Origin of the sequence: Streptomyces sp. CA-249302 (genome assembly GCF_050936785.1) — a bacterium.
Classification (GTDB): Bacteria; Actinomycetota; Actinomycetes; order Streptomycetales; family Streptomycetaceae; genus Streptomyces.
In genome coordinates this window covers 4572073-4596966 of record NZ_JBNJMG010000001.1, presented here as the reverse complement: position 1 = coordinate 4596966, position 24894 = coordinate 4572073, and the positions used below count along the sequence as shown (strand labels likewise).

Below are 24894 nucleotides of genomic sequence, written 5' to 3'. Positions count from 1 at the left end.
CACGTGGCTCCGCCACGTGGGTGGCCCGGCGCCTTGCGATCACACGCACCAGACGCCGCCGGACCCGCCCTTCGGGCGGACGACGGGAATGTGACGCCAGGGCCCAGCCCTCACCCAACCCAACGACGCCAACAGCCTAGAGTCCCTTCCTTAACGGGTGACTTCAGCCGGCACTCCGTAGCACAGCTGCGACAATCGGGCCCGCCGCGTCGACGCCGTGGCCGCCGTCCTGGGTCATGGCCGCCGCCGCGACGTCGTTGCGGTAGCCCGTGAACCAGCTGTTGGACTTGGCCTGGCCGTCGACCTCCGCGGAGCCCGTCTTCGCGCCGATGCTGCCGCTCAGGCCGGCCATCACGCCGGCCGCGGTGCCGCTGGTGGCGGTGCGGTTCATCATCGCGCGCAGCTGGGCGACCGTGCCCGAGGACAGCCCCTTGGCGGTGGCGAGCTCACGGTCGTCGAGCTTCGGGGAGACGATGACCGGCTGCCGGAAGGCGCCCGTCATCGCGGTCGCCGTCACCGAGGCCATGTTCAGCGGGCTCATCTGCACCTGGCCCTGGCCGATCAGGTTGGCCGCGGTGTCCGGGCCGCCGGAGGCCGGCACCGAGCCGTCGAAGGACGGGATGCCGGTCTTCCAGTTGTCCCGCCCGAGCCCGAAGCGGTCCTCGGCCTCCTTGGTCAGGGAGTCGACCTTGACCTCGTCGGCGTACTTCACGAAGGCCGTGTTGCAGGAGCGCGCGAAGCTGTCGGCGAGGGTGGCGTTCTCGTTGGACGGCAGGTTCTTGAGGTTGGTGAACCGCTGGCTCATCCACACCGCGCTGGACGGGCAGGGGGCCGGGCCGTTCATGCTGGTGATGCCGTTGTCGATGAACGTGGCCGCGCTGAGGATCTTCATCGTGGAGCCGGGGGCCAGCCGGCCCAGGAAGGCCGCGTTGAAGGCGTCGGCGCGGTGGTTGGCGACCGCCAGGACCTCGCCGGTGCTGGGCTTGACGGCGACCACGGACGACTCGGAGTACTTCTTCACCGCCGTCTCGGCCGCCGCCTGCGCGCTCGCGCTCAGCGTGGTCCGCAGCTTGCCCGCCTTGCCCTCGGCGAGCGTCAGCAGCGAGGTGTCCGCCGTGCCCTCGGCCGCGTGCCGGATCGACAGCTCGATCCCGGGCGTACCGCCCGCCGAGTCGCCGTACTTGGCGCGCAGTTCGTCCAGGATCGGGCCCAGCGACGGGTACTTGTCCTTCGTCAGTACGACGTCGTTCCGGTCGACGGCCTCGATCGGCGGGTCCGCCGCCTCACCGGTCACCAGTGTGTCGCCGGTCTTCAGCTGCGGATGGACGACCGACGGCTGCCAGTCGACCAGCGCCCGCCCGGTGGTCTTCCCGCGCACCACCGTCAACTCGCTCTTGTATGCGAGGGGCTTGGACTTCCCCTCGTACGACACCGTTGCCTTGACCGTGAAAGGCACGGTCGCACCGGTCGCCGCGCCGGGCGTGATCTTCACGTCCTCGATGTGCGCGCTCTCGCCGTAGGCCGTCAGCAGCGGCTCGGCGCCCGCGTCGTTGTTCGTGTACGTCGCCGCCTCGGCCGCGTCCCCCTTGGCCCAGGCGGCGAGGAACTTCGCCGACGCCTGCTTGATCTCGTCGGCGCTCGGCGGCCCCGTCTTTACGGCCCCCGAGCCGCCCGAACCCGAGCCCCCGTCGTCGCTGAGCGCGGACACGATGTTGAAGGCGCCGTATCCCGCGCCGCCCACCATCACGGCGAACACGCTGCCTATGACGGCGGCCTTGACCCCCTTGCCCATCCCTTCGAATCCCTCCCCGTGAGCCTTCCCCGCATCTTCTGAACGTGTTCAGAAAAACCGGGCGTGCCCCGCACTGTATGCGGGATGAGAGCCATCTGTGACGGGAGTTTCCGTTTGTTGTCCAAAGAGAGAAGCGCAGGTCCGCTATACCCGGGTATCCAGCCACATATGTGAACGCCGGTCATCCGCCGGTCGCCGAGCCTGTCCCTGCGAGTACTGGTATCGGCGGGATCTGGAACGCGTCGGCCGGGCTGCCGACGATGAAGGCATGTCACATGTACTCGTCACGGGCGGAACCGGGTTCCTGGGTTCCCGTACGATCGCCCAGCTCCTGACCGCCGGACACACGGTCACGACCACGGTGCGCTCCCTGGCACGGCGGCCCGACCTCGAGCGGATGCTCGCCGTGGCCGGAGCCCCGCACGCGGACGGTGTCACCTGTGTCGAGGCGGATCTGACCTCCGACCAGGGCTGGGACCGGGCCGTGCAGGGCGTCGACCACGTCCTGCACGTGGCCTCCCCGTTTCCCGGGGCGGGGCCGAAGAACGAGGACGAAGTCATCGTCCCGGCCCGTGACGGCGCCCTGCGGGTCCTGCGGGCCGCCCGGGACGCGGGCGTGCGGCGCACGGTGCTGACCTCCTCCTTCGCGGCGGTGGGCTACGGCCACGGCCGGACCGGGCGGACGTTCGACGAGGACGACTGGACGCGGACCGACGGACCGGGGGTGTCCGCGTACATCAAGTCCAAGACGGTGGCCGAACGGGCCGCCTGGGACTTCGTGGAGCGCGAGGGCGGCGGCATGGAGCTGGCGGTCGTCAACCCCGTGGGCATCTTCGGGCCGGTCCTCGGACCGGACTACTCCGCGTCGATCCGGATCATCCACGCGATGCTGACCGGCGGAATGCGGGCCGCGCCGCCGATCTGGACCAACACGGTGGACGTCCGGGACGTGGCCGACCTGCAGCTGCGTGCCATGACGGCGCCGGAGGCCGCCGGACAGCGGTACCTGGCGCTGGCCGGTGAGCCGATGTCCTTCCACGACATCGCCCTGGCGCTGCGCGCGCACCTGGGTGAGGCAGCCGCCAAGGCACCCACCCGCTCGGCCCCGGCCTGGCTGCTGCGCCTGCTCGCCACGGTCAACCCGCCGCTGCGCGAGACGGTGCCCCAGCTGGGCGTGGTCCGGCGCGCCTCCAACGCCAAGGCCCGCAAGGAGCTGGACTGGTCCCCGCGTTCCAACGAGGACGCCGTCGTGGCCACCGCGCGGAGCCTGGTCCGCCTCGGACTGCTTGAAGGGCTAGCGTCACGGTCATGACACGCGAGACGGCCGACACCCTGGGCGAGTTCCTGCGGGCCCGGCGCGGGCAGATCAGCCCCGGGCAGGCCGGGCTGCCCGCCGGCGAGCGGCGCCGGGTCTCCGGACTGCGGCGCGAGGAGGTCGCCCAGCTCGCCGGCATCAGCCCCGAGTACTACCTGCGCCTGGAACAGGGCCGCAACTTCCACCCCTCCGACCAGATCCTGGCCGCCCTGGCCGCCGCCCTCCAGCTCGACGAGGACGCTGTCGCCTACCTGCACCGCCTGGCCCACCCGGCCCCGCCCGCCCGTAGGAAGCGCGCCCGCCCCCGCGCCGACCAGGGTGATCTCCAGCCGCTCCTGGACAGCTGGCCGCAGACCCCCGCCTACGCCCAGGGGCCCGGCGGACGCGTCGTCGCCGCGAACCGGTCGGCCGTACTCCTGTGTCCCTTCTTCGCCGTCGGCCGCAACCCGCTGCGGGCCGCCTTCCTCGAACCCGAGATGCGCAGCCTCTACCCGCAGTGGGACGACATGACCGCGAAGGCCGTCTCCGGACTGCGCGCCCTGCTCGACGTCGACGACGCCGACCCGGAGCTGCTGGAGACCATCGGCGAACTGACCGTCGCCAGCGAGCGGTTCGGCACCCTGTGGACCCGCCGCGAGGTCCGCCGCCGCGACACCGGCCTCACCCGCCTCAACCACCCGCTCGTCGGCGAACTCGACCTCCACTACGAGAAGATGCTGCGCCCACAGGCCCGCCAGCTGATCGTCGTCTACTACGCCGACCCGGACTCCACCAGCGCCGAACGCCTGGCCCTCCTCAACAGCCTCTGATCGAGCCTTTGACCGGCGTCCGAGGACGCTAGACCCAGGTGTCCAGCCACATCCGCGACCGCCAGTCGTCGATCGGGATCGCGGTGCCGGTGTACAGCGGCCAGAAGTAGATGAAGTTCCAGGCGATCAGGAGCACCAGGACGCCCGCGCCCGTCGCGCCGGCCACCCGGCGGGTGTCGCTGGAACCCGGGGGACCGACGATCGCGCCGAGGAGCATCGCCACCGCAAGGCACAGGAACGGGACGAAGACGACGGCGTAGAAGAAGAAGATCGTGCGCTCCTGGTACATGAACCAGGGGAGATAGCCCGCCGCGATGCCGCAGGCGATGGCGCCGGCCCGCCAGTCGCGGCGGAACAGCCAGCGCCACAGGACGTAGGCGATCGCGAAGCAGGCCACCCACCACAGCAGCGGCGTGCCGATCGCGAGGACCTCGCGGGCGCACTTGCCGCCCGCGTTCGCGGGGCAGCCGTCCGTGCCGGGGGAGGGGGACTCGTAGAAGTACGAGACCGGGCGGCCGTCGACGATCCAGCTCCACGGGTTGGACATGTACGTGTGCGGCGAGGACAGGCCGACGTGGAACTTGTAGACCTCGTGCTCGTAGTGCCACAGGCTGCGCACCCAGTCCGGCAGGAAGGTCCAGTTGCCGCCCTTGCCGTCGGTCACCGCCCAGTTGCGGAAGTAGCCGCCGGTGCCGTCGGTCGGCGAGAGGATCCAGCCGATCCAGGAGACGAAGTAGGTGACGACCGCGACCGGGACCGTGGCCAGGAAGGTGATGCCCGTGTCCCGTTTGAGGACCGCGGTGTACGGGTGCCGGGCGCCCGCGACCTTGCGGGAACCGGCGTCCCAGAGCACGGCCATCACGCAGAACGCGGCCAGGATGTAGAGGCCGTTCCACTTGGTGCCGATCGCGAGGCCGAGGCACAGGCCCGCGAGCCAGCGCCAGGGGCGCCACCCGAGGCGGGTCCGCTCCGCCGCGTACGCGTCCGGGCGGACCAGGCCGTCGGGGCCGACCGGGAGCGCGGCGGCGAGTTTCTCGCGGGCCCGGTCCCGGTCGATGACCAGGCAGCCGAACGCGGCCAGCACGAAGAACATCAGCACGCCGTCGAGCAGCGAGGTGCGGCTCATCACGAACTGCAGCCCGTCCACCGCCATCAGCCCGCCGGCCAGACAGCCGAGGAAGGTGGAGCGGAACAGACGGCGGCCGATCCGGCAGAGCATGAGGATCGACAGCGTGCCGAGCAGCGCGGTCATGAAGCGCCAGCCGAACGGGTTGAACCCGAACATCAGCTCGCCCAGCCCGATCACGTACTTGCCCACCGGCGGGTGCACGACATAGGCCGCGTCCGCAGGGATCGTCACGTGCCCGTTCGTGGACAGGATCAGGTCGTTGGCGTTCTTGTCCCAGTTGACCTCGAAGCCGCGGTGGACGAGCGCCCACGCGTCCTTCGCGTAGTACGTCTCGTCGAATATCACCGCCTTGGGGCTGCCCAGATGCCAGAACCGCATGACACCCGCCATCAGCGTCACCAGCAGCGGACCGCCCCAGCCGGACCAGCGCGTGATCCGCTCGGCGAGCGCCGGGGACAGGCCCAGCACCTGCCACAGCCGCGGGCTGGGCTTGACGAACGGCGGCACCAGGCGCTCACGGACGTCGCTTCTGGGCTCGGCCGTGTATCCGAAACGGCGCAGCCGCTGCTGCCACGACGGCCGCTGGTCTTCGGGTGCCTGGCCGGGCCGGGTGTCCGGTGAGGACGCGGTACTGGTCACCGCGCCATCGTAGGGAACCGTTCTGTGTGAGTCCCGTGCATGCGCGGTAAGGGTTCGAATGCGTTCACCTCTGTCGCCCCTGGGAGGATGGGGGCGTGACCGGAACCCTCGTACTCGCAGGCACCCCCATCGGCGACATCGCGGACGCGCCGCCCCGGCTGGCCCAGGAGCTGGCCTCGGCGGACGTGGTGGCCGCCGAGGACACCCGACGCCTCAGGCGCCTGACGCAGGCCCTGGGCGTCACCCCCAAGGGGCGCGTGGTGTCGTACTTCGAGGGCAACGAGTCCGCCCGTACGCCCGAACTCGTCGAGGAACTCGTCGGCGGCGCACGGGTGTTGCTCGTCACCGACGCCGGCATGCCGTCCGTCTCCGACCCCGGCTACCGGCTGGTCGCGGCCGCCGTCGAGAAGGACGTCAAGGTCACCGCCGTACCCGGACCGTCCGCGGTGCTGACCGCGCTCGCGCTGTCCGGGCTGCCCGTCGACCGGTTCTGCTTCGAGGGGTTCCTGCCGCGCAAGGCGGGCGAACGGCTGACCCGCCTCAAGGAGGTCGCCGAGGAGCGGCGCACGCTCGTCTACTTCGAGGCCCCGCACCGGCTCGACGACACCCTCGCCGCGATGGCCGAGGCGTTCGGGGCCGAGCGGCGCGCGGCCGTCTGCCGCGAGCTGACCAAGACGTACGAGGAGGTCAGGCGGGGTCCGCTGGCGGAGCTCGCGGCGTGGGCGGCGGAGGGCGTGCGCGGGGAGATCACCGTGGTCGTGGAGGGGGCGCCCGAACGGGGCGCGCACGCCGTGAGCGCGGAGGAGCTCGTGCGCCGTGTGCGCGTGCGCGAGGAGGCGGGCGAGCGCCGCAAGGAGGCCATCGCGGCGGTCGCGGCGGACGCCGGGCTGCCCAAGAGGGAGGTTTTCGACGCGGTTGTGGCCGCGAAGAACGCCGCTTCGGCGAGTGGTTCGTGAGGTCTTCGTGAAGTCGGCCACACCCCCTGTGGGCAGGGCGCATCTCGCCTGAGCGCGCGCCCCACGGGCAGGCAAAGGGCTGTCGTGAAAAGCAAAGTCCTGACCGTACCTGGAGGGCCGGTATGGCAAGGAAAGTCCAAATCGGCTCCAACAGTAGACAGACCTGATGCGTCGGCTCCTGCTCAGGCGTCTTACTGGATGCAGGGACGCACCCGTCCCTTGGTCCAGCAGATCAGAGGAGCTGGCATGAGCGAGATCGCAGGGCAGCAGACCGGCCTCCGCAGTGCGGCGACCGCAGTCGTGCACGAGTCGTATTCCTTCGCCTGCATGCGCTGCGGGCACGGCTGGGAGCAGTCGTACGAGATTGAGCACCACACGGACGCCGACGGCCACGAGTTCGTGATGTACGTGGCGAACGGCCAGGTCGTCCCCTCCCCGCTGTCCAAGCCGACGTGCCAGAACTGCGACGCCCATCTCGTCCGGATCATGCGGCCGGGGCAGGTCTCCTCGGTGCGTGAGGCGGCCCACCGCCACCAGACCAAGGCGCCGCGGCAGGCGGGGCCGGTCGAGGTGGCGCAGCCCGGGGCCGAGGGCGTCGGCGGCGGTGAGGCCGGCGAACGGCACCACTGGCACCTCTCCGACCTCCTGCACCCCTTCCAGTCCCACCGCAAGGCCAGCTGACGGCTTCGGTGGCATGCCCCTTTCGTAGGATCGGGGCATGTCTTCGAAAGAGCCCGACAAGAACGCGGCGCCGCCGCTCCCGGAGCCCCTCCGGGTGCCCGTCGCCGACTCCCACACCCACCTCGACATGCAGTCCGGCACGGTGGCGGAGGGGCTCGCGAAGGCCGCGTCGGTGGGCGTGACCACGGTCGTGCAGGTCGGCTGCGACATACGCGGCTCGCGCTGGGCCGCCGAGACGGCCGCCGCCTTCGACAGCGTCCACGCGACCGTCGCCCTGCACCCCAACGAGGCTCCGCGCATCGTGCACGGTGACCCCGACGGCTGGTCCCGTCAGGGCGCGCGGGCAGCGGGGGGCGCCACGGCGCTCGACGAGGCGCTCGCCGAGATCGACCGCCTCGCCGCGCTCCCACAGGTCAAGGGCGTCGGCGAGACCGGCCTCGACTACTTCCGCACCGGCCCCGAGGGCAAGGAGGCGCAGGAGCGCTCCTTCCGCGCCCACATCGAGATCGCCAAACGGCACGGCAAGGCCCTCGTCATCCACGACCGCGACGCCCACGCCGACGTCCTGCGCGTGCTGAAGGAGGAGGGCGCCCCCGAACGCACCGTCTTCCACTGCTACTCCGGCGACGCCGAGATGGCCGAGATCTGCGCCCGCGCCGGTTACTTCATGTCCTTCGCCGGCAACGTCACCTTCAAGAACGCCCAGAACCTGCGGGACGCCGTCGCCGTGGCCCCTCTGGAGCTGCTCCTGGTGGAGACCGACGCGCCCTTCCTGACGCCCGCGCCGTACCGCGGACGGCCCAACGCCCCGTATCTCATTCCGGTCACGGTGCGTGCGATGGCCGCCGTGCGCGGCATCGACGAGGACGCCCTGGCGACGGCGCTCGCCTCGAACACCGCCCGCGCCTTCGGTTACTGACCCATAACGCACGACTGTGCGTAGCCGTGCCGCTTTGGAGAGTGACGGCCGCTCCGCTAGGTTCTGGGACCCGATCCGGACCCCTCTGGACCCCACGGCCCCCTGGAGCGTGTCGGCGTGAGCAGTTCGCAGTACGAGACGTATGAGGAGTACGGCCCGGACGCGGGGTACCCGCCACCGGCACCCGACGGCTTCGACGTGCACAGCGCGCAGACGCTGGTGTCGGGGGAGTTCGGGGGTGCGCTGGCGACCGGGGCGCGTGGTGTCGGCGATGCGACCGGCGTGAATGGTGCGAGCGGGGCGTACGGCGCGAGTGGTGCGACCGGGGCGCGTGGTGACACGTATGTGCCTGCCTATGAGGCGCGCGCGGCGGGCGAGGCGGCGCTGCCGCGGCAGGCGGGGCGTGGGGTGCGCGACGGGGCGCCCGATGATGTTGCGCGCGCCGGTGTGGAGCGGCGGGGTGCGCGCCGGCGTCGGGCGCGGTACGCCGGGCGCTCGGACAGCGCCGTGCGCCGGCTGCTGCCGCAGGCGCTGGTCGTCGCCTTCCTGGCCGGTGGCACCACCGCGTTCGTCGCCAAGGACAAGGCCGTCGAGCTGAGCGTCGACGGCAAGCCGCGCACCCTGCACACCTTCGCCGACGACGTGACCGAGCTGCTCGCCCAGCAGGGCATCGACGTGGGGGCGCACGACGTGGTCGCGCCCGCCCCCGGCACGGCGCTCGCCAGCGGCGACGAGGTCGCGGTGCGGTACGGGCGCCCGGTGCGGCTCACGCTGGACGGCACCCGGCGCGAGGTGTGGACGACGGCGCACACCGTACAGGGGGCGCTCGATCAGCTGGGGGTGCGTGCGGAGGGCGCGTACATGTCCGTCTCGCGCTCCCAGCCCATCGGCCGCGCCGGGCTCGCGCTCGACGTGCGCACCGAGCGGGCGGTGACGGTCATGGCCGACGGGCGGGCGAGCACCGTGCGGACCAACGCGGCGACGGTTCGGGAGGTCGTCGAGGAGGCGGGCGTAACCCTGCGCGGCGAGGACACGACGTCGGTTCCCGGGGACAGCTTTCCGCGGGACGGGCAGACGGTGACCGTGCTGCGGGTGACCGGGTCGGAGGAGGTCCGGGAGGAGGCGATCCCGTTCGAGGTGGAGCGGAAGGACGACCCTTCGCTCTTCAAGGGCACGGAGGTCGTCGAGCAGGCGGGACAGCCCGGAGTGCGGCGGGTGACGTACGTCCTGCGGACCGTGAACGGGGTCAAGCAGAAGCCGCGGAAGACGGACTCCGAGGTGGTGCGGGAGCCGCGGACCCAGGTGGTGAAGGTGGGGACGAAGCCCTTGCCGACGTCGGTCCAGGGCGCGGACGGGCTGAACTGGCACGGGCTCGCGGCGTGCGAGTCGGGCGGCCGGCCCGGCGCGGTCGACCCGTCGGGGACGTACGGGGGCCTCTACCAGTTCGACACCCGGACCTGGCACAGCCTCGGCGGCAGCGGCCGCCCGCAGGACGCGACGGCGGAGGAGCAGACGTTCCGCGCGAAGAAGCTGTACGTCCGGCGAGGGGCGAGCCCCTGGCCGCATTGCGGGACGCGACTGCACTGATGAGGGGCGCGGCAGCCGGCTGAGGGGCGCGCCCGCCAGGCTGAAGGGCGCGCGCACGGCTGAGGGGCGCGGCTGCACGGAAGAGGGGCGCGCTTGCACGGAAGAGGGGCGCGCTTGCGCGGGTGAGGGGCCCGGGCCCGGCCCCCGTACCCTTGTCCCGTGAGCAGCAGCCCCACCCCAGACGCCCTTCTCGGGCCCGCCGACATCCGTGAACTCGCGGATGTCCTCGGCGTGCGCCCCACCAAGCAGCGTGGTCAGAACTTCGTGATCGACGCCAACACGGTCCGGCGGATCGTGCGTACCGCCGGTGTGCGGTCCGACGACGTGGTCGTGGAGGTCGGGCCGGGGCTCGGGTCGCTCACCCTCGCCCTGCTGGAGGCCGCCGACCGGGTCACCGCCGTCGAGATCGACGACGTACTGGCCGCCGCGCTGCCCGCCACCATCGCGGCGCGGATGCCCGAGCGGGCCGGGCGTTTCGCGCTGGTGCACTCCGACGCGATGCACGTCACCGAGTTGCCGGGCCCGCCCCCGACCGCGCTCGTCGCGAACCTGCCGTACAACGTCGCCGTGCCCGTCCTGCTCCACATGCTCGCCACCTTCCCGAGCATCGAGCGCACCCTCGTCATGGTCCAGGCGGAGGTCGCCGACCGGCTCGCCGCGGCGCCCGGTTCGAAGGTGTACGGCGTCCCGTCCGTGAAGGCCAACTGGTACGCCGAGGTCAAGCGGGCCGGCTCCATCGGGCGGAACGTCTTCTGGCCCGCGCCGAACGTCGACAGCGGGCTCGTCTCCCTCACCCGCAGGACAGAGCCGGTCAAGACGACCGCGTCGAAGCGCGAGGTGTTCGCCGTCGTCGACGCGGCCTTCGCCCAGCGCCGCAAGACGCTGCGCGCCGCGCTGGCCGGCTGGGCCGGTTCGGCCGCGGCGGCGGAGTCGGCCCTGGTCGCCGCGGGGGTGTCGCCACAGGCCCGCGGTGAGTCCCTCACGGTCGAGGAGTTCGCGCGCATCGCCGAACACGGCAGTGCCGGCCAGGGCAGTGCTGAACACGCCGATGCCGTCCACGACAAGGAGCCCGGTCACCAGTGAGCGTCACCGTTCGCGTTCCCGCCAAGGTCAACGTCCAGCTCGCGGTGGGTGCCGCCCGGGCCGACGGGTTCCACGACCTGGCCAACGTCTTCCTCGCGGTCGGCCTCTACGACGAGGTGACCGTGACGCCCGCCGACGAGCTCCGGGTGACCTGCGAGGGCCCGGACGCCGCCGAGGTGCCCCTGGACCGGACGAACCTCGCCGCCCGGGCCGCCGTCGCGCTCGCCGAACGGCGCGGCATCGAACCGGCCGTGCACATCCACATCGTCAAGGACATCCCGGTGGCCGGCGGCATGGCGGGCGGCAGCGCGGACGGCGCGGGCGCACTGCTGGCCTGCAACACGCTGTGGCAGGCCGGTGCCCCGCGGGCCGAACTGCTCGCGATCTGCGCCGAGTTGGGCAGCGACGTGCCGTTCAGCCTGGTGGGTGGCGCGGCCCTCGGCACCGGCCGCGGCGAGCAGTTGACGGCGCTGGAGGTCGGCGGCACCTTCCACTGGGTGTTCGCGATGGCGGAACGCGGCCTCTCGACGCCGGCCGTGTTCCGGGAGTTCGACCGGCTGGCGGACGGGCTCGACATCCCCGAGCCCGTCGCCTCGCAGGAGTTGCTCAAGGCGCTCGCCGAGGGCGACCCCGACGCGCTCGCCGCCGCTGTCTCCAACGACCTTGAGCCCGCGGCCCTTTCGCTCTTCCCCGAGCTCGCCGACACCCTCACCGCGGGCCGCACCGCGGGCGCCCTCGCGGCACTGGTCTCCGGCTCGGGACCGACCACCGCGTTCCTGGTGCGGGACGCCGAGTCGGCGGTCAAGGTCGCTGAGGCGCTGGGGAGTTCGGGTACCTGCCGGACGGTGCGTACGGCATCGGCGCCGGCGCCGGGCGCGACGGTACTGGCCGGCTGACAGCCATCTGACAACCGTCTGACAGGCGGCTGACCTGCATAAATATACGGGTGGCGGTGTAACCTACGCCACAGTAATTTAATGTTCAGCATTCAGGTGCATGGTCCCTTTCACCCCCTCTGTCCCAGAGGAACGGCTGGCATGATCAGCCGACCCCGGCCCCTCTGTTACCGGTGGTACCTCTGAGAGGAATCCCCCCATGGGACACATGGATCATTTCAGTGCCGGATGGGTCACTCCCGTCCTGTCCTATGTGATGGCCTGCGTCGGCTCGGCGCTCGGCCTCCGCTGTACCGTCCGGGCCCTCGAGGCGGACGGCGCGTCCAAGCGGAACTGGCTGACACTCGCCTCCGTCGCCATCGGCTCCGGCATCTGGACCATGCACTTCATCGCCATGATGGGCTTCAGCGTCGAGGGCACGCCCATTCGTTACGACGTCCCGCTCACCGTGCTCAGCCTGCTGATGTCCGTCGGCGTGGTCGCGGGCGGCGTCTTCATCGCCGGGTACGGGCGCTCGCGCGTGACCTCGGTCGTCTTCGGCGGGCTCGGTACGGGTGTGGGTGTCGCCGCGATGCACTACACCGGCATGGCCGCGCTGAACCTGCACGGTGAGGTGGACTACGACCCCGCCCTCGTCATCGCCTCCGTCATCATCGCGGTCGTCGCGGCGACCGCGGCGCTCACGCTCACGCTGATCGTTCGCGGGCCGGTGCTCGCGGCTGCCGCCGCGCTGGTCATGGGGCTCGCGGTGAGCAGCATGCACTACACCGCGATGTACGCGGTGAGCATCGTGATCTCGCCCAGCAGTGCGGGGTTGCCGGGCGCGACGCCGACGGAGTTCATCTTTCCGTTGGCGGTCGTGCTGGGGTCGTTCCTGTTCCTGGCCGCGGCTTACGTCGCTCTTTCGCCGACCGGTAAGCGTCATGAGTCGGCCATCGCCGCGGAGTTGTTGCGTGAGGTCGAGCTCACCACCGCGTAGGACTCCCGCCGTGCTGCCCGATGTGTCGTGCCGTCCGCGGCGCCGTCGTGGCTGGTCGCGCAGTTCCCTGCGCCCCTTCGGGGCGCTGCCTGACCGCGCCTCATAGAGCTTCCCCCCTCCCCCTTAACGAGGTCCCCCATGCGTGTTCTGCGCGCGTCCGGTCGGCTGCGGCCCAGATCGGTCAGAGCCAAGATCGTTTCCCTGCTCATGCTGCCCATCGTGTCCCTCATGGCACTGTGGGGCTTCGCCGCCGTGACCACCGCGTCCAGCATCGGTGACACCGAGCGGGCCAAGGACGTCAACTCCGAACTCCTCACCCCGGTCGGCGACTTCGTCACCGCCCTGCAGACCGAGCGGGCCGCCGCCCTGCGGCAGTCGGACGCGCCGGGTGCCTTCACGGCGGCTCGGAAGGTGACGGACACGGCTGCCGCCGCTCTTCTGGACGGCATCAACTCCACCAGTTCCGATGCGGCTCTCATCAACGGCAACCTGCCGAAACGTATCGCCAGTCTGAAGGACGGCGCCGAGGGACTGGCGCGGCTGCGGGCCGAGGTGACGGGGAAGGACGCGGCGCCCGCCACGGCGTACACGGACTACTCGGCGGTCATCGAGCACGCCTTCCTCGTCACCGGCGGGCTCAGCGGGGACCGCGGGACCGACGCGGCCTCCGAGGCGCGCGTGGTGCTGGAGCTCGCGCGGGCGCGCGAGGCGCTCGCGCAGGAGCAGGCGCTTGTGGGGGGCGCGCAGGCGCGCGGCACCTTGTCACAGGCGCAGTACGCGCAGTTCGTGGGCGCCGTCGCGACCCAGCGCGAGCTGCTTGAGCCGGCGGTCGGCGATCTCAAGTCCGCGCACCGGGCGGCGTACCGGAAGATCCTGGACGGGACGGCGTACGCGCGCGTGCAGGCCGTGGAGAACCGGGTGCGCAGTGCCGGTCCGGGGGCGTCGGCCGTCTCCGCCGGTTTCCTGACGGGCTGGGACGACGCGGCCTCCGGTGTGATGAAGGAGTTGACGGCGGCCGAGACCAAGGCCGGTACGGGCGCCACGGCCAAGGCGAATCCTTTCGGCTGGGACACGCTGGGCGCCTCCGGTGTCGCCGTGGTCCTCGGTCTGGTCGGCGTGCTGCTGTCGCTGCTGGTCTCCGTGCTGGTCGGACGCGGGCTCATCGTCGAGCTCCTCGACCTGCGCAACGACGCCCTGGAGGTGGCCGGGCGCCGACTTCCCCAGGCCATGCGCAAGCTGCACGCCGGGCAGGGTGTCGACATCGACGCCGAGGCCCCCATGCGGCGCCTGGTCGGTGACGAACTCGCCCAGGTGGGCACGGCGTTGACCGCCGTCCAGCGGGCCGCGCTCAAGGCGGCCTCGGAGCGCGCGGAGCTGCTCAGCGGGATCTCCGGGGTGTACGTCAGCCTCGCGCGCCGCAGCCAGGTGCTGCTGCACCGTCAACTCGACCTCCTGGAGGGTATGCAGCAGCGTCAGCAGGACCCGACCGAGCTGCACGACCTCTACCGCGTCGACTACCTCGCGACCCGGATGCGCCGCCACTCCGAGAGCCTGCTCATCCTCTCCGGCATCGCGCCCGGCCGTGGCTGGCGGGACCCGATCCCGCTGGCGGACGTGCTGCGCGCGGCCGTCGCCGAGATCGAGAACGCGCCGCGCGTGCAGATCTGGGCGGTGCCGAAGGTGTCGGTGGTCGGCGGTTCGGTCGCCGACGTGATCCATCTGCTGGCCGAACTGGTCGAGAACGCGGCCGCGTTCTCCCCGCCGAGCACCAAGGTGCAGCTGCGCGCGGCCCGGATGCGCGACGGCGTGCTCATCGAGGTCGAGGACAGCGGTTTCGGCATGAACGAGGACGCCCTCGCCGAGGCCAACCGCAAGATCCAGTCCGACCGGGTCGACCTCCTCGACGCCAAGCAGATCGGCCTGTTCGTGGTCAACCGGCTGCGCGAGCGGCAGGGCCTGCGCGTCGAGGTGCGGGCCTCGCCCAACGGCGGTGTCACGGCGGCGGTGTTCATCCCGGAGAACCTCACGCGCGACGACATGCCGGTGGGCGAACGAGCCGTCGGCGGACGGGGGTTGGCACCGGCGTCCGCACTGATCCCGCAGCAGCGGTACGGCCCGGCCGGGGCGTGACGGCGTAGCCGATCTTCGCCCGATCTCCACACGGATGTACTGCGACGGCAGTACGGACGGGGCGGGTGGGGCGGATAGGGTCCTTTGATACTTCAAGCGCCTGCTGTTGCGCGGACGTCCTCACCGTCCTGCGCACAGTCGCGCGTACATCCTCTGCACTGCCGAAGGATCAACCCGTGTCCGAACCCCCCACTCCCACCCATCGCAGGAAGCGGTCCCTGTCCCGCCGCGGCGTGATCGGTGCCGCCGCGGCCGTGGCCGGCGCGGCCGCCGTGACCCCGGCGGTCTTCGCGGCCACCGACTCCGGCGAGTCGGGCGCCGCCGACTCCGGCGAGTCGGGCGCCGCCGACTCCGGTACGACGCCGGAGCAGTTCCCCACGACCCGCACCGACGCCTCGACCGGCACCGGCACGGCCACCACCTCCTTCGCCGCCTCCTATGTCGGCGTCCGCTGGAGCGGCGCGGCGGACGGCGCCGGGATCCGCTTCCCGGCCGACACCTCCTGGAAGTCGCTGGCCGGCGGCTGCGCGAGCGTCGACGACGGCGGTACGGCGCTGGTCGCGGCCGGTTCCGCGACGGCGTACGAGCTGAAGGCGCCGGACGGGGCGACGGAGGTGCGCTCGCTGGCGATCGACACCACCGGCGGCCCCGACCGCACCTTCAAGGTGCCGAGCGAGCCCACGCGCGTGCGTGGCGTGCGTTATCTGTCCCGGCCGGCCTGGGGCGCCGACGAGTCGAAGCGGTACAAGGACGGCCAGGTCAACTCGCCGGAGAAGTACTACGCGTTGCAGTCGATCACCGTCCACCACACGGACACGCCCAACGCGGACCCGGACCCGGCGGCGACCGTCCGCGCGATCTACGAGTACCACGCGGTCACCCTGGACTGGGGCGACATCGGCTACCACTTCCTGATCGACGAGGCCGGCAACGTCTACGAGGGCCGCTACTCCGGCGACGACGGCGTCCCCGCCTTCGACCCCGACGGCAACCTGGTCACCGCCTTCCACACCGCGGGCTTCAACTCCGGCAACCTCGGCATCGCGCTCCTCGGCACCCTCGTCGACCAGGGCCCGACCGACGCGGCCAAGGCCTCGCTGACCCGCCTCATCAAGGTCATCGCCCGCTTCAAGGGCCTCGACCCGCAGGCGAAGATCACCTACACCAACCCCGTCAACGGCGTCACCAAGGACGTCACGACGGTCAGCGGCCACCGCGACTGGCTCCAGACCGACTGCCCCGGCCAGACGATGTACGACCTCCTGACCGAGGTCCGAGCGGCCGCATCCCGCTGACCTGGCGCTCACCTGGGAGTTGTCCACAGGCCTGACCTGCACGGGATCGGTCACCGACCGGCGAGCATTAGGCTGGGAGGCTGATCGATCCCCCGGGCAGGAGAGTAATGGCCGTCAACCTGGTCAATGTCGAGAACGTCAGCAAGGTGTACGGCACTCGTGCCCTCCTCGACGGCGTCTCCCTCGGCGTCTCCGAAGGCGACCGGATCGGGGTGGTCGGCCGCAACGGCGACGGCAAGACCACCCTCATCCGGATGCTCGCCAAGCAGGAGGAGGCCGACACCGGCCGGGTCACCCACTCCGGCGGGCTGCGCCTCGGGGTGCTCACCCAGCACGACTCCCTCGACCCGAACGCCACCGTGCGGCACGAGGTCATCCGGGACCTGGCCGACCACGAGTGGGCGGGCAACGCCAAGATCCGCGATGTGCTGACGGGACTCTTCGGCGGCCTCGACCTGCCCGGCTTCCCGCAGGGCCTCGACACCGTCATCGCGCCACTCTCCGGTGGCGAGCGGCGCCGTATCGCGCTCGCCAAGCTGCTCATCGAGGACCAGGACCTGATCGTCCTCGACGAGCCCACGAACCACCTGGACGTCGAGGGCATCTCCTGGCTCGCGAAGCACCTGCGCGAGCGCCGGTCCGCGCTCGTCTGCGTCACCCACGACCGCTGGTTCCTCGACCAGGTCTGCACGCGCATGTGGGACGTGCAGCGGGGCGACGTCTACGAGTACGAGGGCGGCTACTCCGACTACGTCTTCGCGCGTGCCGAGCGCGAGCGCATCGCCGCCACCGAGGAGACCAAGCGGCAGAACCTGGTCCGCAAGGAGCTGGCCTGGCTGCGCCGCGGCGCACCCGCGCGCACCTCGAAGCCGCGCTTCCGGGTCGAGGCCGCCAACGAGCTCATCAAGGACGTACCGCCGCCCCGGGACACCAGCGAGCTGATGAAGTTCGCCTCCTCGCGGCTCGGCAAGACGGTCTTCGACCTCGAGGACGTCACCGTCCAGGCCGGCCCCAAGGTGCTGCTCAAGCACGTCACCTGGCAGCTCGGCCCGGGCGACCGCATCGGCCTGGTCGGCGTGAACGGCGCCGGCAAGACCTCCCTGCTGCGCGCGATGGCCGAGGCGGCCCGCACCGAGGGCGAGACACAGCCCGTCGGCGGCCGGGTCGGCGTCGGCAAGACCGTCAAGCTCGCCTACCTCTCCCAGGAGGTCGCCGAGCTGAACCCGAACCTGCGGGTCCTGGAGGCTGTCCAGCAGATCCGCGAGCGCGTCGACCTCGGCAAGGGGCGCGAGATGACCGCAGGACAGCTCTGCGAGACCTTCGGCTTCAACAAGGAGAAGCAGTGGACGCCGGTCGGCGACCTCTCCGGCGGTGAGCGCCGCCGCCTCCAGCTGCTCCGGCTCCTCATGGACGAGCCGAACGTCCTCTTCCTCGACGAGCCCACCAACGACCTCGACATCGAGACCCTGACCCAGCTGGAGGACGTCCTCGACGGCTGGCCCGGCTCGATGATCGTCATCTCCCACGACCGGTTCTTCGTCGAGCGCACCACCGACCGGGTGTTCGCCCTCCTCGGCGACGCCACGCTGCGGATGCTGCCGCGCGGCATCGACGAGTACCTGGAGCGACGGCAGCGCATGGAGGAGGCGGTGGCCGCGGCCGCGCCCGTCGCCGAGAAGGCGGCCACCGGGCAGACCGCCGCAGACCAGCGCGCCGCCAAGAAGGAACTCCAGAGGATCGAGCGGCAGTTGGACAAGGTCTCCGAGCGCGAGACCAAGCTGCACGCGCAGATCGCCGAGAACGCCACGGACTTCGCGAAGGTGGCCGAACTGGACGCCGAGCTGCGGGACTTGGCCGGTCAGCGGGACGAGCTGGAGCTGCGCTGGCTGGAACTGGCGGACGACGCGTGAAGGGCGAGTGAGGGCGCGTAACGAGGGCATCACGGGCCGGTCGTCCCTTGGGAACAGGGGATGAACCGGCCCCTGTGTTGTCAGTGACAGGTGATACAAAGGTCCGTCTGATGGCTAGAAATCAGTGACTGAACGGGGGGAACGCGCTGATGACCCAGCCGCCCAACCAGCCGCCGCAGGGCGGCTTCGGACCACCGCCGGACCAGCCACCGCAGGGTGCCTTCGGTGCCCCGCCGCCACCCCAGGGCCCGCCGCCGCAGCCGCCCCAGCAGCCGGGGCCGTACGCCCAGCAGCCCGGACCCTACGGTCAGCCCGGCCCGTACGCCCAACAGCCGGGCACCTACGGCCAGTCCGGTCCGTACGGTCAGCCGCAGCAGCCGGGGCCGTACGGCGCGCAGCCCGGTTACGGCTACCCGCCGCAGCCCCAGTACCCGGGCGCGCCCGGCACTCCGCCACCGGGCGGCGGTTCCAGGAACAGGACGGCGCTGATCATCGTGGCGGTCGTCGCCGCGCTGGCCGTCGTCGGCGGCACCGTCTTCGCGCTGAGCAGCGGCGGGGACGACGACAAGAAGCCGGTCGCGGGGCAGAGCGACGACGCGAACAACTCCGCCTCGCCCGACCCGACCGACTCCGGCAGCAGCGGCGGCGGGTCCGACCCCGACGGGTTCAACGACGGCCGCCAGAGCGGCGAGGACAAGGTCCTCTGGTACAAGTCGCCGCCGGACGCGCCCGGTTCCGGCGCCGACGCGCCCGGCATGTGGATCACCGACAAGACGGCGGTGAAGGCCGCGTACAAGCAGGTCTTCGCCTTCGGTGTGGCCGACGGCACGACCGCCTGGGGCCCGGTCGCCTTCCCGCAGAAGATCTGCGCGGTCACCCCGCAGAAGTCGGCCGACGACAAGGTCGTGGTGGCGTACGAGAGCGGCACCAGCAGCCGCGCCCGCTGCAACATGCTCCAGCAGCTCGACCTGAACACCGGCGCGAAGGGCTGGAGCGGCACGCTTCCCGAGGGCGCGCTGTTCGACAGCACCGTCACGCTCTCGCTGTCCATCACCGGCAAGACCGTCATGGTCGGCCGTGCGCAGTCCGGGGTCGCCTACGACGTCGACAGCGGCAAGAAGCTGTTCGAGAAGACGAAGTACGGCGACGCCTGCTTCCCGACCGCCTTCGCCGGCGGCGGCAGGCTGATCTCCGTCGCGTCCTGCAAGGCCGGTGAGGCGAGCGCGCACGACGAGATCCAGGAGCTCGACCCCACGACCGGCAAGACCAGGTGGACGCAGAAGTTCGACAAGGGCTGGACGGTCGCGCGGACGTACTCCGTCGACCCGCTGGTCGTCTACAGCACCAACGAGGACAAGAAGGCCTGGAACATCTCCACCTTCACCGGCACCGGGAAGTTCCGCTCGCAGGTCTCCTTCGACGAGGACTTCGCGCCGGAGTGCGGCTGGGCGATCCTCTCCCGCGACCTCCAGGGCTGCGAGGGCGTGGCCGCCGACTCCACGACCCTCTACCTGCCGACGAAGGCCACCACCGGGCCGAACGAGATCGTCGCGATCAACCTCGCCGACGGCAAGGAGAAGTGGCGGGTCAAGTCCCCGGCGGACGAGACGATGCTGCCGATGAGGGTCGAGGGCGGCAAGCTCGTCGCCTATGTCGAGCCGTCGTACGACGCGGGCGGCCAGGTCGTCTCGATCGCGACGAGCGGCTCCACCCACAAGCCCGTCACCCTGCTCCAGAACCCGCAGTCCACGGCGAGCGTGGAGAGCGGCTTCTACTCCAAGGCCTTCGACTGGGCCGACGGACGCTTCTTCATCTCCTCCACCCGGCTGAGCGGCAGCGACGACTCGAAGGCGAAGCTGATCCTCGCCTACGGCAAGTGACCCCTCCCCAGCCCCCGCCGCCCGCTCAAGAGGTACCCACACCATGACCCAGCCCCCGCCCCCACCACCCAACCAGCCGCCCCAGCAGGGCGGCTTCGGGCCACCGCAGAGCCAACCGCCGCAGCAGCCCGGCGCTTTCGGCACACCCCAGGGCCCGCCCCAAGGCCCACCGCAGCCGCCCGCCCCGCAGCCGGGCTTCGGCGCCCCGCAGCCGCCCGCACAGCCCGGATACGGCTACCCGCAGGCGCCCCAGTCGCCCCAGGCCCCGCAGCCGCCCCAGGGCCCGCCTCAGCCGCAGCCCGGCGCCTACGGCCAGCCCGTGCCGCCCCAGGCGCCCTACGGCCAGCCCGCCCCGCCCTACGGCCAGCCGCCCAACCCCTATGCCCAGCAGCCCGGTTACGGCTACCCGCCGGGTGCCGTGACACCGCCGTACCCGCAGCCCGGTCAGCCCGGCGGCGGCCGCAGGACCAACACACCGCTGATCATCGCCCTCTGCGCGGTCGTCGCCGTCGCACTCGTCGTCGGCGGCATCTGGTACGCCAAGTCCGGTGACGGCGACAGCAACAAGAAGGACGACACGGCGAGTTCCAGCGGCGGCACCGGTGGCACGACCGACACCGCCGGTGGCAGTGGCGGGGTCGACGGCAAGGGCGAGGAGAAGGTGCCGGGCGACACCAACGCCCAACTCGCCTTCAAGGTCCCCGTGCCCAAGGTCACCGACACCACCGTGGTCGACGGTTCGTGGCTCACCGACAAGGCGTACATCAAGAGCGGTGTCGCCGAGATCAACGCGTACGACCCCGACAAGGGCACCAAGCTGTGGACGATCAAGCTGCCCGGCCCGGTGTGCACGGTCAGCCGGCACACCACGGACGACGGTAGGACGGCCGTCGTGTTCCAGCCCAAGATGCCACCCAAGGGAAGTTCGGCGGGGTGCAGCCAGGTCGCCGCGATCGACCTGGACGCCGGCAAGAAGCTGTGGACGAAGTCCGTCGACTCCGACGGCCGCCTGATCACGTACAGCAATGTCACCGTCAGCGCGAACACGGTCGCCGCCGGCGGCACCAGCGGTGGCGTCGCCTTCGACCTGACCAGCGGCAAGCAGCTGTGGGCCCCCAAGCCGAGCGACACCTGCTACGACAACGGGTACGGCGGCGGCGCGAAGCTCGTCGCGGTCCTCAAGTGCGGCCAGTACGGCGAGCGGGTGCTGCACATCCAGACCATCGACCCGGAGTCCGGCGAGGTGATCTCGGAGTACAAGATGGCGCAGGGCATCGAGTACGCCGCCGTCGTCTCCACGGACCCCCTGGTCGTCGCCGCCGACGCCGGCGACAGCGCGGGCGACGGCAGCGAGATCTCGGACTTCTACTCGATCGACAACAAGACCGGCAAGCTGATCACCCGCATCTCGGCGCCGGGCAAGCAGTACGCGGCCCGCTGCGACGCCATCTCGCGGATCGAGCAGTGCACCGGTCTCGCGGTCGGCAACGGGCGGTTGTACGTGCCGACGGAGGAGCACGACGGCACGAAGTCGTACAGCCAGACCAACGAGATCGTCGCCTTCGACCTCGCCACCGGCAAGCAGACCGGCCAGCGCGCCGACGCCGGCGACGGCTACACGATCACCCCGCTGCGCATGGACGCCGGCAACGTGATCGCGTACAAGAGGCCGCCCTACGACAAGGGCGGCCAGATCGTCAGCATCGACGGCGGCTCCTTCAAGGAGACCAAGCTGCTGGAGAACCCGGCCTCGGGCGCTGCGAGGGAGGCGGAGACGACCATGTCGCCGGACTACTCCGAGATCCTCTACTCGCAGGGCCACCTGTACATGGCGGGGCAGTTCGCCGACAAGGGTTCCACGTACGCGAAGAAGTACCTGGCACTGGCGTTCGGTACCGGCGGCTGAACCACTTCGCGCCGTCCACGGCCCCGTCCCTGCTCAGGGGCGGGGCCGTGCGCGTACCACCCATCAAACTCGAATGCGAGGAAACCAAGATATGCAAGATATTCCGCCGATCCGGGGCACTTCTCACCGGTAGGGGGAGCGCAACGTCGAACAAGCGTGTAGCTTCCGGGGGCATGAAGAGCGGGGGAGCCGGGAGGGGGCTCCTGTCCGCGCGGACCAGTGGGCATCCATAGTGGGGCATCCGTGGGGATCCATTGGGGGGACTGGGGGGTTGCTCGATGGGAGTGCGGCTGATGGTGGTCGACGACCACCGACTGCTCGCCGAGGCGCTGGCCTCGGCGTTGAAGCTGCGCGGGCACCGGGTGCTCGCCGCGGCGGCGCCCGCCGCGGGCGCGGCGGAGCTGGTGATCACCCGTGCGCCGGAGGTGTGCCTGCTGGGTACGGCGACACCGGCCGAGCCGGGCATCTTCGACCCGGTGGTGAAGATCAAGCGGGAACGCCCACAGGTGGCGGTACTGGTTCTGGGCCCGGTCCCGAGCCCCCGGGGCATCGCGGCGGCCTTCGCCGCGGGCGCCTCCGGCTACGTACGCCACGACGAGCGCATCGAGGGAGTCGAGCGGGCGATCATGAAGGCAAGGGCAGGAGAGGCGGCGGTGGCCCCCCAACTCCTCCAGGGCGCCTTCAGCGAACTCCTCAACCCGGCGGCCCAGCCCGACGACGAGGGCCAGCGCCTGCTCCAGATGCTCACCCCGAGGGAGGTGGAGGTCCTGGTCCGGGTGGCCGACGGCGAGGACACCCGCCTGATAGCGGCGGGCATGGGCATCGCCCCCAGCACGGCCCGCACCCACGTCCAACGGGTCCTGATGAAGCTGGGCGTGGGTTCACGTCTTGAGGCGGCGGCCCTGGCGGCGAGGACGGGCCTGCTGGACCGGGCGGGCCCGGTGAACTCCGCTCCGGAGTAACGCAGTCACTCCTCCTCCGAAGGAACCGGAGGAGGAGTGGGCCGCAATTTCAGCCACACCAGAAAGAAGATGCCCAGCAGCAGCATCCCCAGCCCGGTCCACAGATTGATGTTCACGCCCTGTGCCTTGTCGATCGCGGCCTGGTCGTCCACCAGCCCCGTGATCCCGACGATCAGCCCGTACAGCACGAACAGCCCGCCGATGATCCGCCGCAGATCGAAGATCCGTGCCGCGGTCGCGGACTTGGCCTGAAGCTCACTGACCTCGCGCTGGACATCACGCTCGGAGTAGTCGGACATGGTCTCGTCACCTCCCTTTCAGTGTGCGCTCAGAACGAGAACGGGATGTAGCAGGCGGCCGCGAGGACGATCGCCCCCCAGCCCAGCAGCGCAGGCCGCCGGTACCACGCGTCGTCGCCCTCGCCGGGCGGCTCCTCCATACCGGGCGACCGGGTGCCGTACACCAGACCCTGGAGCTCCTCCGCCGGCTTCGGCCTGGTGAAGAGCGAGACGATCACCATGACCACCGCACCCGCCACGAACCCGGCGATCGCGGAGACGAAGTTGGCGCCCTGGTCGGTGGGGATGTCGATGATGTCGTGCTTGTAGAGGACGAAGTAGTTGACCATCGCCGTCACCGTGCCCGCGAGCAGCCCCCAGAAGCCGGACTTCGCGGACGCCCGCTTCCAGAACATGCCGACGATGAAGACCACGAACATCGGCACGTTGAAGAAGGAGAACAGCGTCTGGAGGTAGCTCATGATGTTCGAGAAGGACGAGGCGAGGAACGCCGTGCCCACCGAGGCCGCGACGCCGATCACCGTGATCAGCCGCCCGAAGCGGACGTAGTACCCGTCCTCCCGCCCCTTCACCACGTACCGGCCCCAGATGTCGTTGGTGAACACCGTGTTGAAGGACGACACGTTGGCCGCCATCCCGGCCATGAAGGCCGCGAGCAGCCCGGTCACCGCGATGCCCAGCACGCCGTTCGGCAGCAGCTCCTGCATGAGGTAGGGAATCGCGTCGTTGTACTGGTAGTCCGACTCGGGCGTGCCGAAGCCCGGCACGACCGCCGCGGCGACCAGCCCCGGGATCATCACCAGGAAGACGATGAAGATCTTCGGGTACGCGGCGATCAGCGGCGTCCGCTGCCCCGCGGAGAGGTTCTTCGCGGACAGCGCCCGCTGCACCTCGGCGAAGTTGGTCGTCCAGTACCCGAAGGACAGCACGAACCCGAGGCCGAGCACGATGGTCAGCCAGTTCGCGCCGAGCGGGTTGGCGCTGCCGATGCCGGTGCCGCCCCACGCGGTGGTGAAGTCCGAGCCGTGGGTCACCGTCAGCTTGTCGGTCAGGCCGCCCCAGCCGCCCACCTTCTTCAGGCCCAGCACCACGATCGGGATGAGGGCGGCCAGGATCACGAAGAACTGGAGCACCTCGTTGTAGATCGCCGAGGAGAGACCGCCGAGCGTGATGTACGCCAGCACGAAGGCCCCGGCGACCAGGATCGCCACCCACTGCGGCCAGCCCAGCAGCGCCTCGACCACGATGGCGAGCGCGTACAGGTTCACACCGGCGATCAGAACGGCAGCGAAGGCGAACAGGAACGAACTCAGCAGGTGTGCCCACTTGTCGAAGCGCAGCAGCAGCATCTCGGGCACGGACCGCACCTTGCTGCCGTAGTAGAAGGGCATCATCACCAGGCCGAGGAAGACCATGGCCGGGATGGCGCCGATCCAGTACCAGTGCACGGTGTACGCGCCGTACTGCGCGCTGTTGGCGGCCATGCCCAGGATCTCGGTGGCGGCCAGGTTGGCGGAGATGAACGCCAGACCGGTGATCCAGGCGGGCAGTGAGCGCCCGGAGAGGAAGAAGTCGAGGCTGGTCTTCACGGAGCGGCGGGCCGCGAAACCGATGCCCAGGACTACGGCGAAGTAGATGCCGAGGATCGTGTAGTCGAGCCCGTTCGTGGGGAGTCGGAGCTCGGCTGCCAGGTATGGGGGGATATGCACCTGGTTATTCAACACGTC

The 24894-nt window shown here is 70.9% G+C and carries 19 protein-coding genes; 15 read left to right on the top strand and 4 right to left on the bottom strand.

The genetic code is table 11. The features are described 5' to 3' along the window. Positions 1-163: 163 nt before the first annotated feature. Positions 164-1792 (bottom strand): penicillin-binding transpeptidase domain-containing protein, encoded by a 1629-nt coding sequence (locus tag ACQEWB_RS20455; protein ID WP_432832997.1) that lies wholly within the window; start codon positions 1790-1792, stop codon positions 164-166. Between the two features lie 268 nt (positions 1793-2060). Between ACQEWB_RS20455 and ACQEWB_RS20450 the strand changes: the two genes are divergently transcribed. Both ACQEWB_RS20450 and ACQEWB_RS20445 read left to right on the top strand, forming a co-directional pair. After that, positions 2061-3104 carry an SDR family oxidoreductase gene (locus tag ACQEWB_RS20450; RefSeq protein ID WP_432832995.1) on the top strand — a complete coding sequence of 348 codons (1044 nt, stop codon included), beginning with the start codon at positions 2061-2063 and terminating at the stop codon, positions 3102-3104. Continuing rightward, complete coding sequence (locus ACQEWB_RS20445; protein WP_432832993.1) at positions 3101-3916, top strand: helix-turn-helix domain-containing protein; 816 nt, start codon at positions 3101-3103, stop codon at positions 3914-3916. Before ACQEWB_RS20450 ends, ACQEWB_RS20445 begins: the two co-directional genes overlap by 4 nt. Positions 3917-3944: 28 nt before the next feature. Here ACQEWB_RS20445 and ACQEWB_RS20440 read toward each other — a convergent pair whose 3' ends face one another. After that, a complete protein-coding gene (locus tag ACQEWB_RS20440) occupies positions 3945-5684 on the bottom strand; it encodes a dolichyl-phosphate-mannose--protein mannosyltransferase (RefSeq protein ID WP_432832991.1) in 1740 nt (579 codons plus the stop codon). Positions 5685-5779: 95 nt separating this feature from the next. Here ACQEWB_RS20440 and rsmI point away from each other — a divergent pair, with 95 nt between their 5' ends. The 13 genes from rsmI to ACQEWB_RS20375 all read left to right on the top strand — a co-directional run bounded on the left by rsmI (position 5780) and on the right by ACQEWB_RS20375 (position 22868). Further along, on the top strand, positions 5780-6640 hold the full coding sequence (rsmI, locus tag ACQEWB_RS20435; RefSeq protein ID WP_432832989.1) for a 16S rRNA (cytidine(1402)-2'-O)-methyltransferase: 861 nt from the start codon (positions 5780-5782) through the stop codon (positions 6638-6640). Positions 6641-6886: 246 nt separating this feature from the next. Then, a complete protein-coding gene (locus tag ACQEWB_RS20430) occupies positions 6887-7321 on the top strand; it encodes a hypothetical protein (RefSeq protein WP_432832987.1) in 435 nt (144 codons plus the stop codon). A 37-nt stretch (positions 7322-7358) separates the two neighbouring features. Next, the gene (locus tag ACQEWB_RS20425; RefSeq protein ID WP_432832985.1) at positions 7359-8240 is read left to right on the top strand and encodes a TatD family hydrolase; all 882 of its coding nucleotides are present in this window, start codon (positions 7359-7361) and stop codon (positions 8238-8240) included. A gap of 117 nt (positions 8241-8357) precedes the next feature. Beyond that, positions 8358-9827, top strand: a complete 1470-nt coding sequence (locus ACQEWB_RS20420) for a ubiquitin-like domain-containing protein (protein WP_432832983.1) — start codon at positions 8358-8360, stop codon at positions 9825-9827. 159 nt (positions 9828-9986) lie between these two features. Beyond that, positions 9987-10910 carry a 16S rRNA (adenine(1518)-N(6)/adenine(1519)-N(6))-dimethyltransferase RsmA gene (gene rsmA, locus ACQEWB_RS20415; RefSeq protein ID WP_432832981.1) on the top strand — a complete coding sequence of 308 codons (924 nt, stop codon included), beginning with the start codon at positions 9987-9989 and terminating at the stop codon, positions 10908-10910. Next, the gene (locus ACQEWB_RS20410; RefSeq protein WP_432832979.1) at positions 10907-11806 is read left to right on the top strand and encodes a 4-(cytidine 5'-diphospho)-2-C-methyl-D-erythritol kinase; all 900 of its coding nucleotides are present in this window, start codon (positions 10907-10909) and stop codon (positions 11804-11806) included. The genes rsmA and ACQEWB_RS20410 overlap by 4 nt, the downstream gene beginning before the upstream one ends. A gap of 199 nt (positions 11807-12005) precedes the next feature. Further along, positions 12006-12785 carry an MHYT domain-containing protein gene (locus ACQEWB_RS20405; RefSeq protein WP_432832977.1) on the top strand — a complete coding sequence of 260 codons (780 nt, stop codon included), beginning with the start codon at positions 12006-12008 and terminating at the stop codon, positions 12783-12785. 228 nt (positions 12786-13013) lie between these two features. Then, positions 13014-14915, top strand: coding sequence for a sensor histidine kinase (locus tag ACQEWB_RS20400; protein ID WP_432843911.1), 1902 nt, complete (start codon positions 13014-13016; stop codon positions 14913-14915). 176 nt (positions 14916-15091) lie between these two features. Continuing rightward, positions 15092-16210, top strand: coding sequence for a peptidoglycan recognition protein family protein (locus ACQEWB_RS20395; RefSeq protein ID WP_432832975.1), 1119 nt, complete (start codon positions 15092-15094; stop codon positions 16208-16210). Positions 16211-16317: 107 nt separating this feature from the next. Beyond that, complete coding sequence (locus ACQEWB_RS20390; RefSeq protein WP_432832973.1) at positions 16318-18120, top strand: ABC-F family ATP-binding cassette domain-containing protein; 1803 nt, start codon at positions 16318-16320, stop codon at positions 18118-18120. 149 nt (positions 18121-18269) lie between these two features. Further along, on the top strand, positions 18270-20000 hold the full coding sequence (locus tag ACQEWB_RS20385) for a PQQ-binding-like beta-propeller repeat protein (RefSeq protein ID WP_432832971.1): 1731 nt from the start codon (positions 18270-18272) through the stop codon (positions 19998-20000). Positions 20001-20043: 43 nt separating this feature from the next. Further along, positions 20044-21906 (top strand): PQQ-binding-like beta-propeller repeat protein, encoded by a 1863-nt coding sequence (locus ACQEWB_RS20380; protein ID WP_432832969.1) that lies wholly within the window; start codon positions 20044-20046, stop codon positions 21904-21906. Between the two features lie 278 nt (positions 21907-22184). Continuing rightward, complete coding sequence (locus ACQEWB_RS20375) at positions 22185-22868, top strand: helix-turn-helix transcriptional regulator (RefSeq protein WP_242765684.1); 684 nt, start codon at positions 22185-22187, stop codon at positions 22866-22868. Positions 22869-22873: 5 nt separating this feature from the next. Here the strand turns inward: ACQEWB_RS20375 and ACQEWB_RS20370 are convergent, their stop codons facing one another. Together ACQEWB_RS20370 and ACQEWB_RS20365 are read right to left on the bottom strand one after the other, a co-directional pair. Then, the gene (locus ACQEWB_RS20370; protein ID WP_432832966.1) at positions 22874-23167 is read right to left on the bottom strand and encodes a hypothetical protein; all 294 of its coding nucleotides are present in this window, start codon (positions 23165-23167) and stop codon (positions 22874-22876) included. A 29-nt stretch (positions 23168-23196) separates the two neighbouring features. Further along, positions 23197-24876 (bottom strand): sodium:solute symporter family protein, encoded by a 1680-nt coding sequence (locus ACQEWB_RS20365; RefSeq protein ID WP_432832964.1) that lies wholly within the window; start codon positions 24874-24876, stop codon positions 23197-23199. Positions 24877-24894 lie beyond the last annotated feature (18 nt).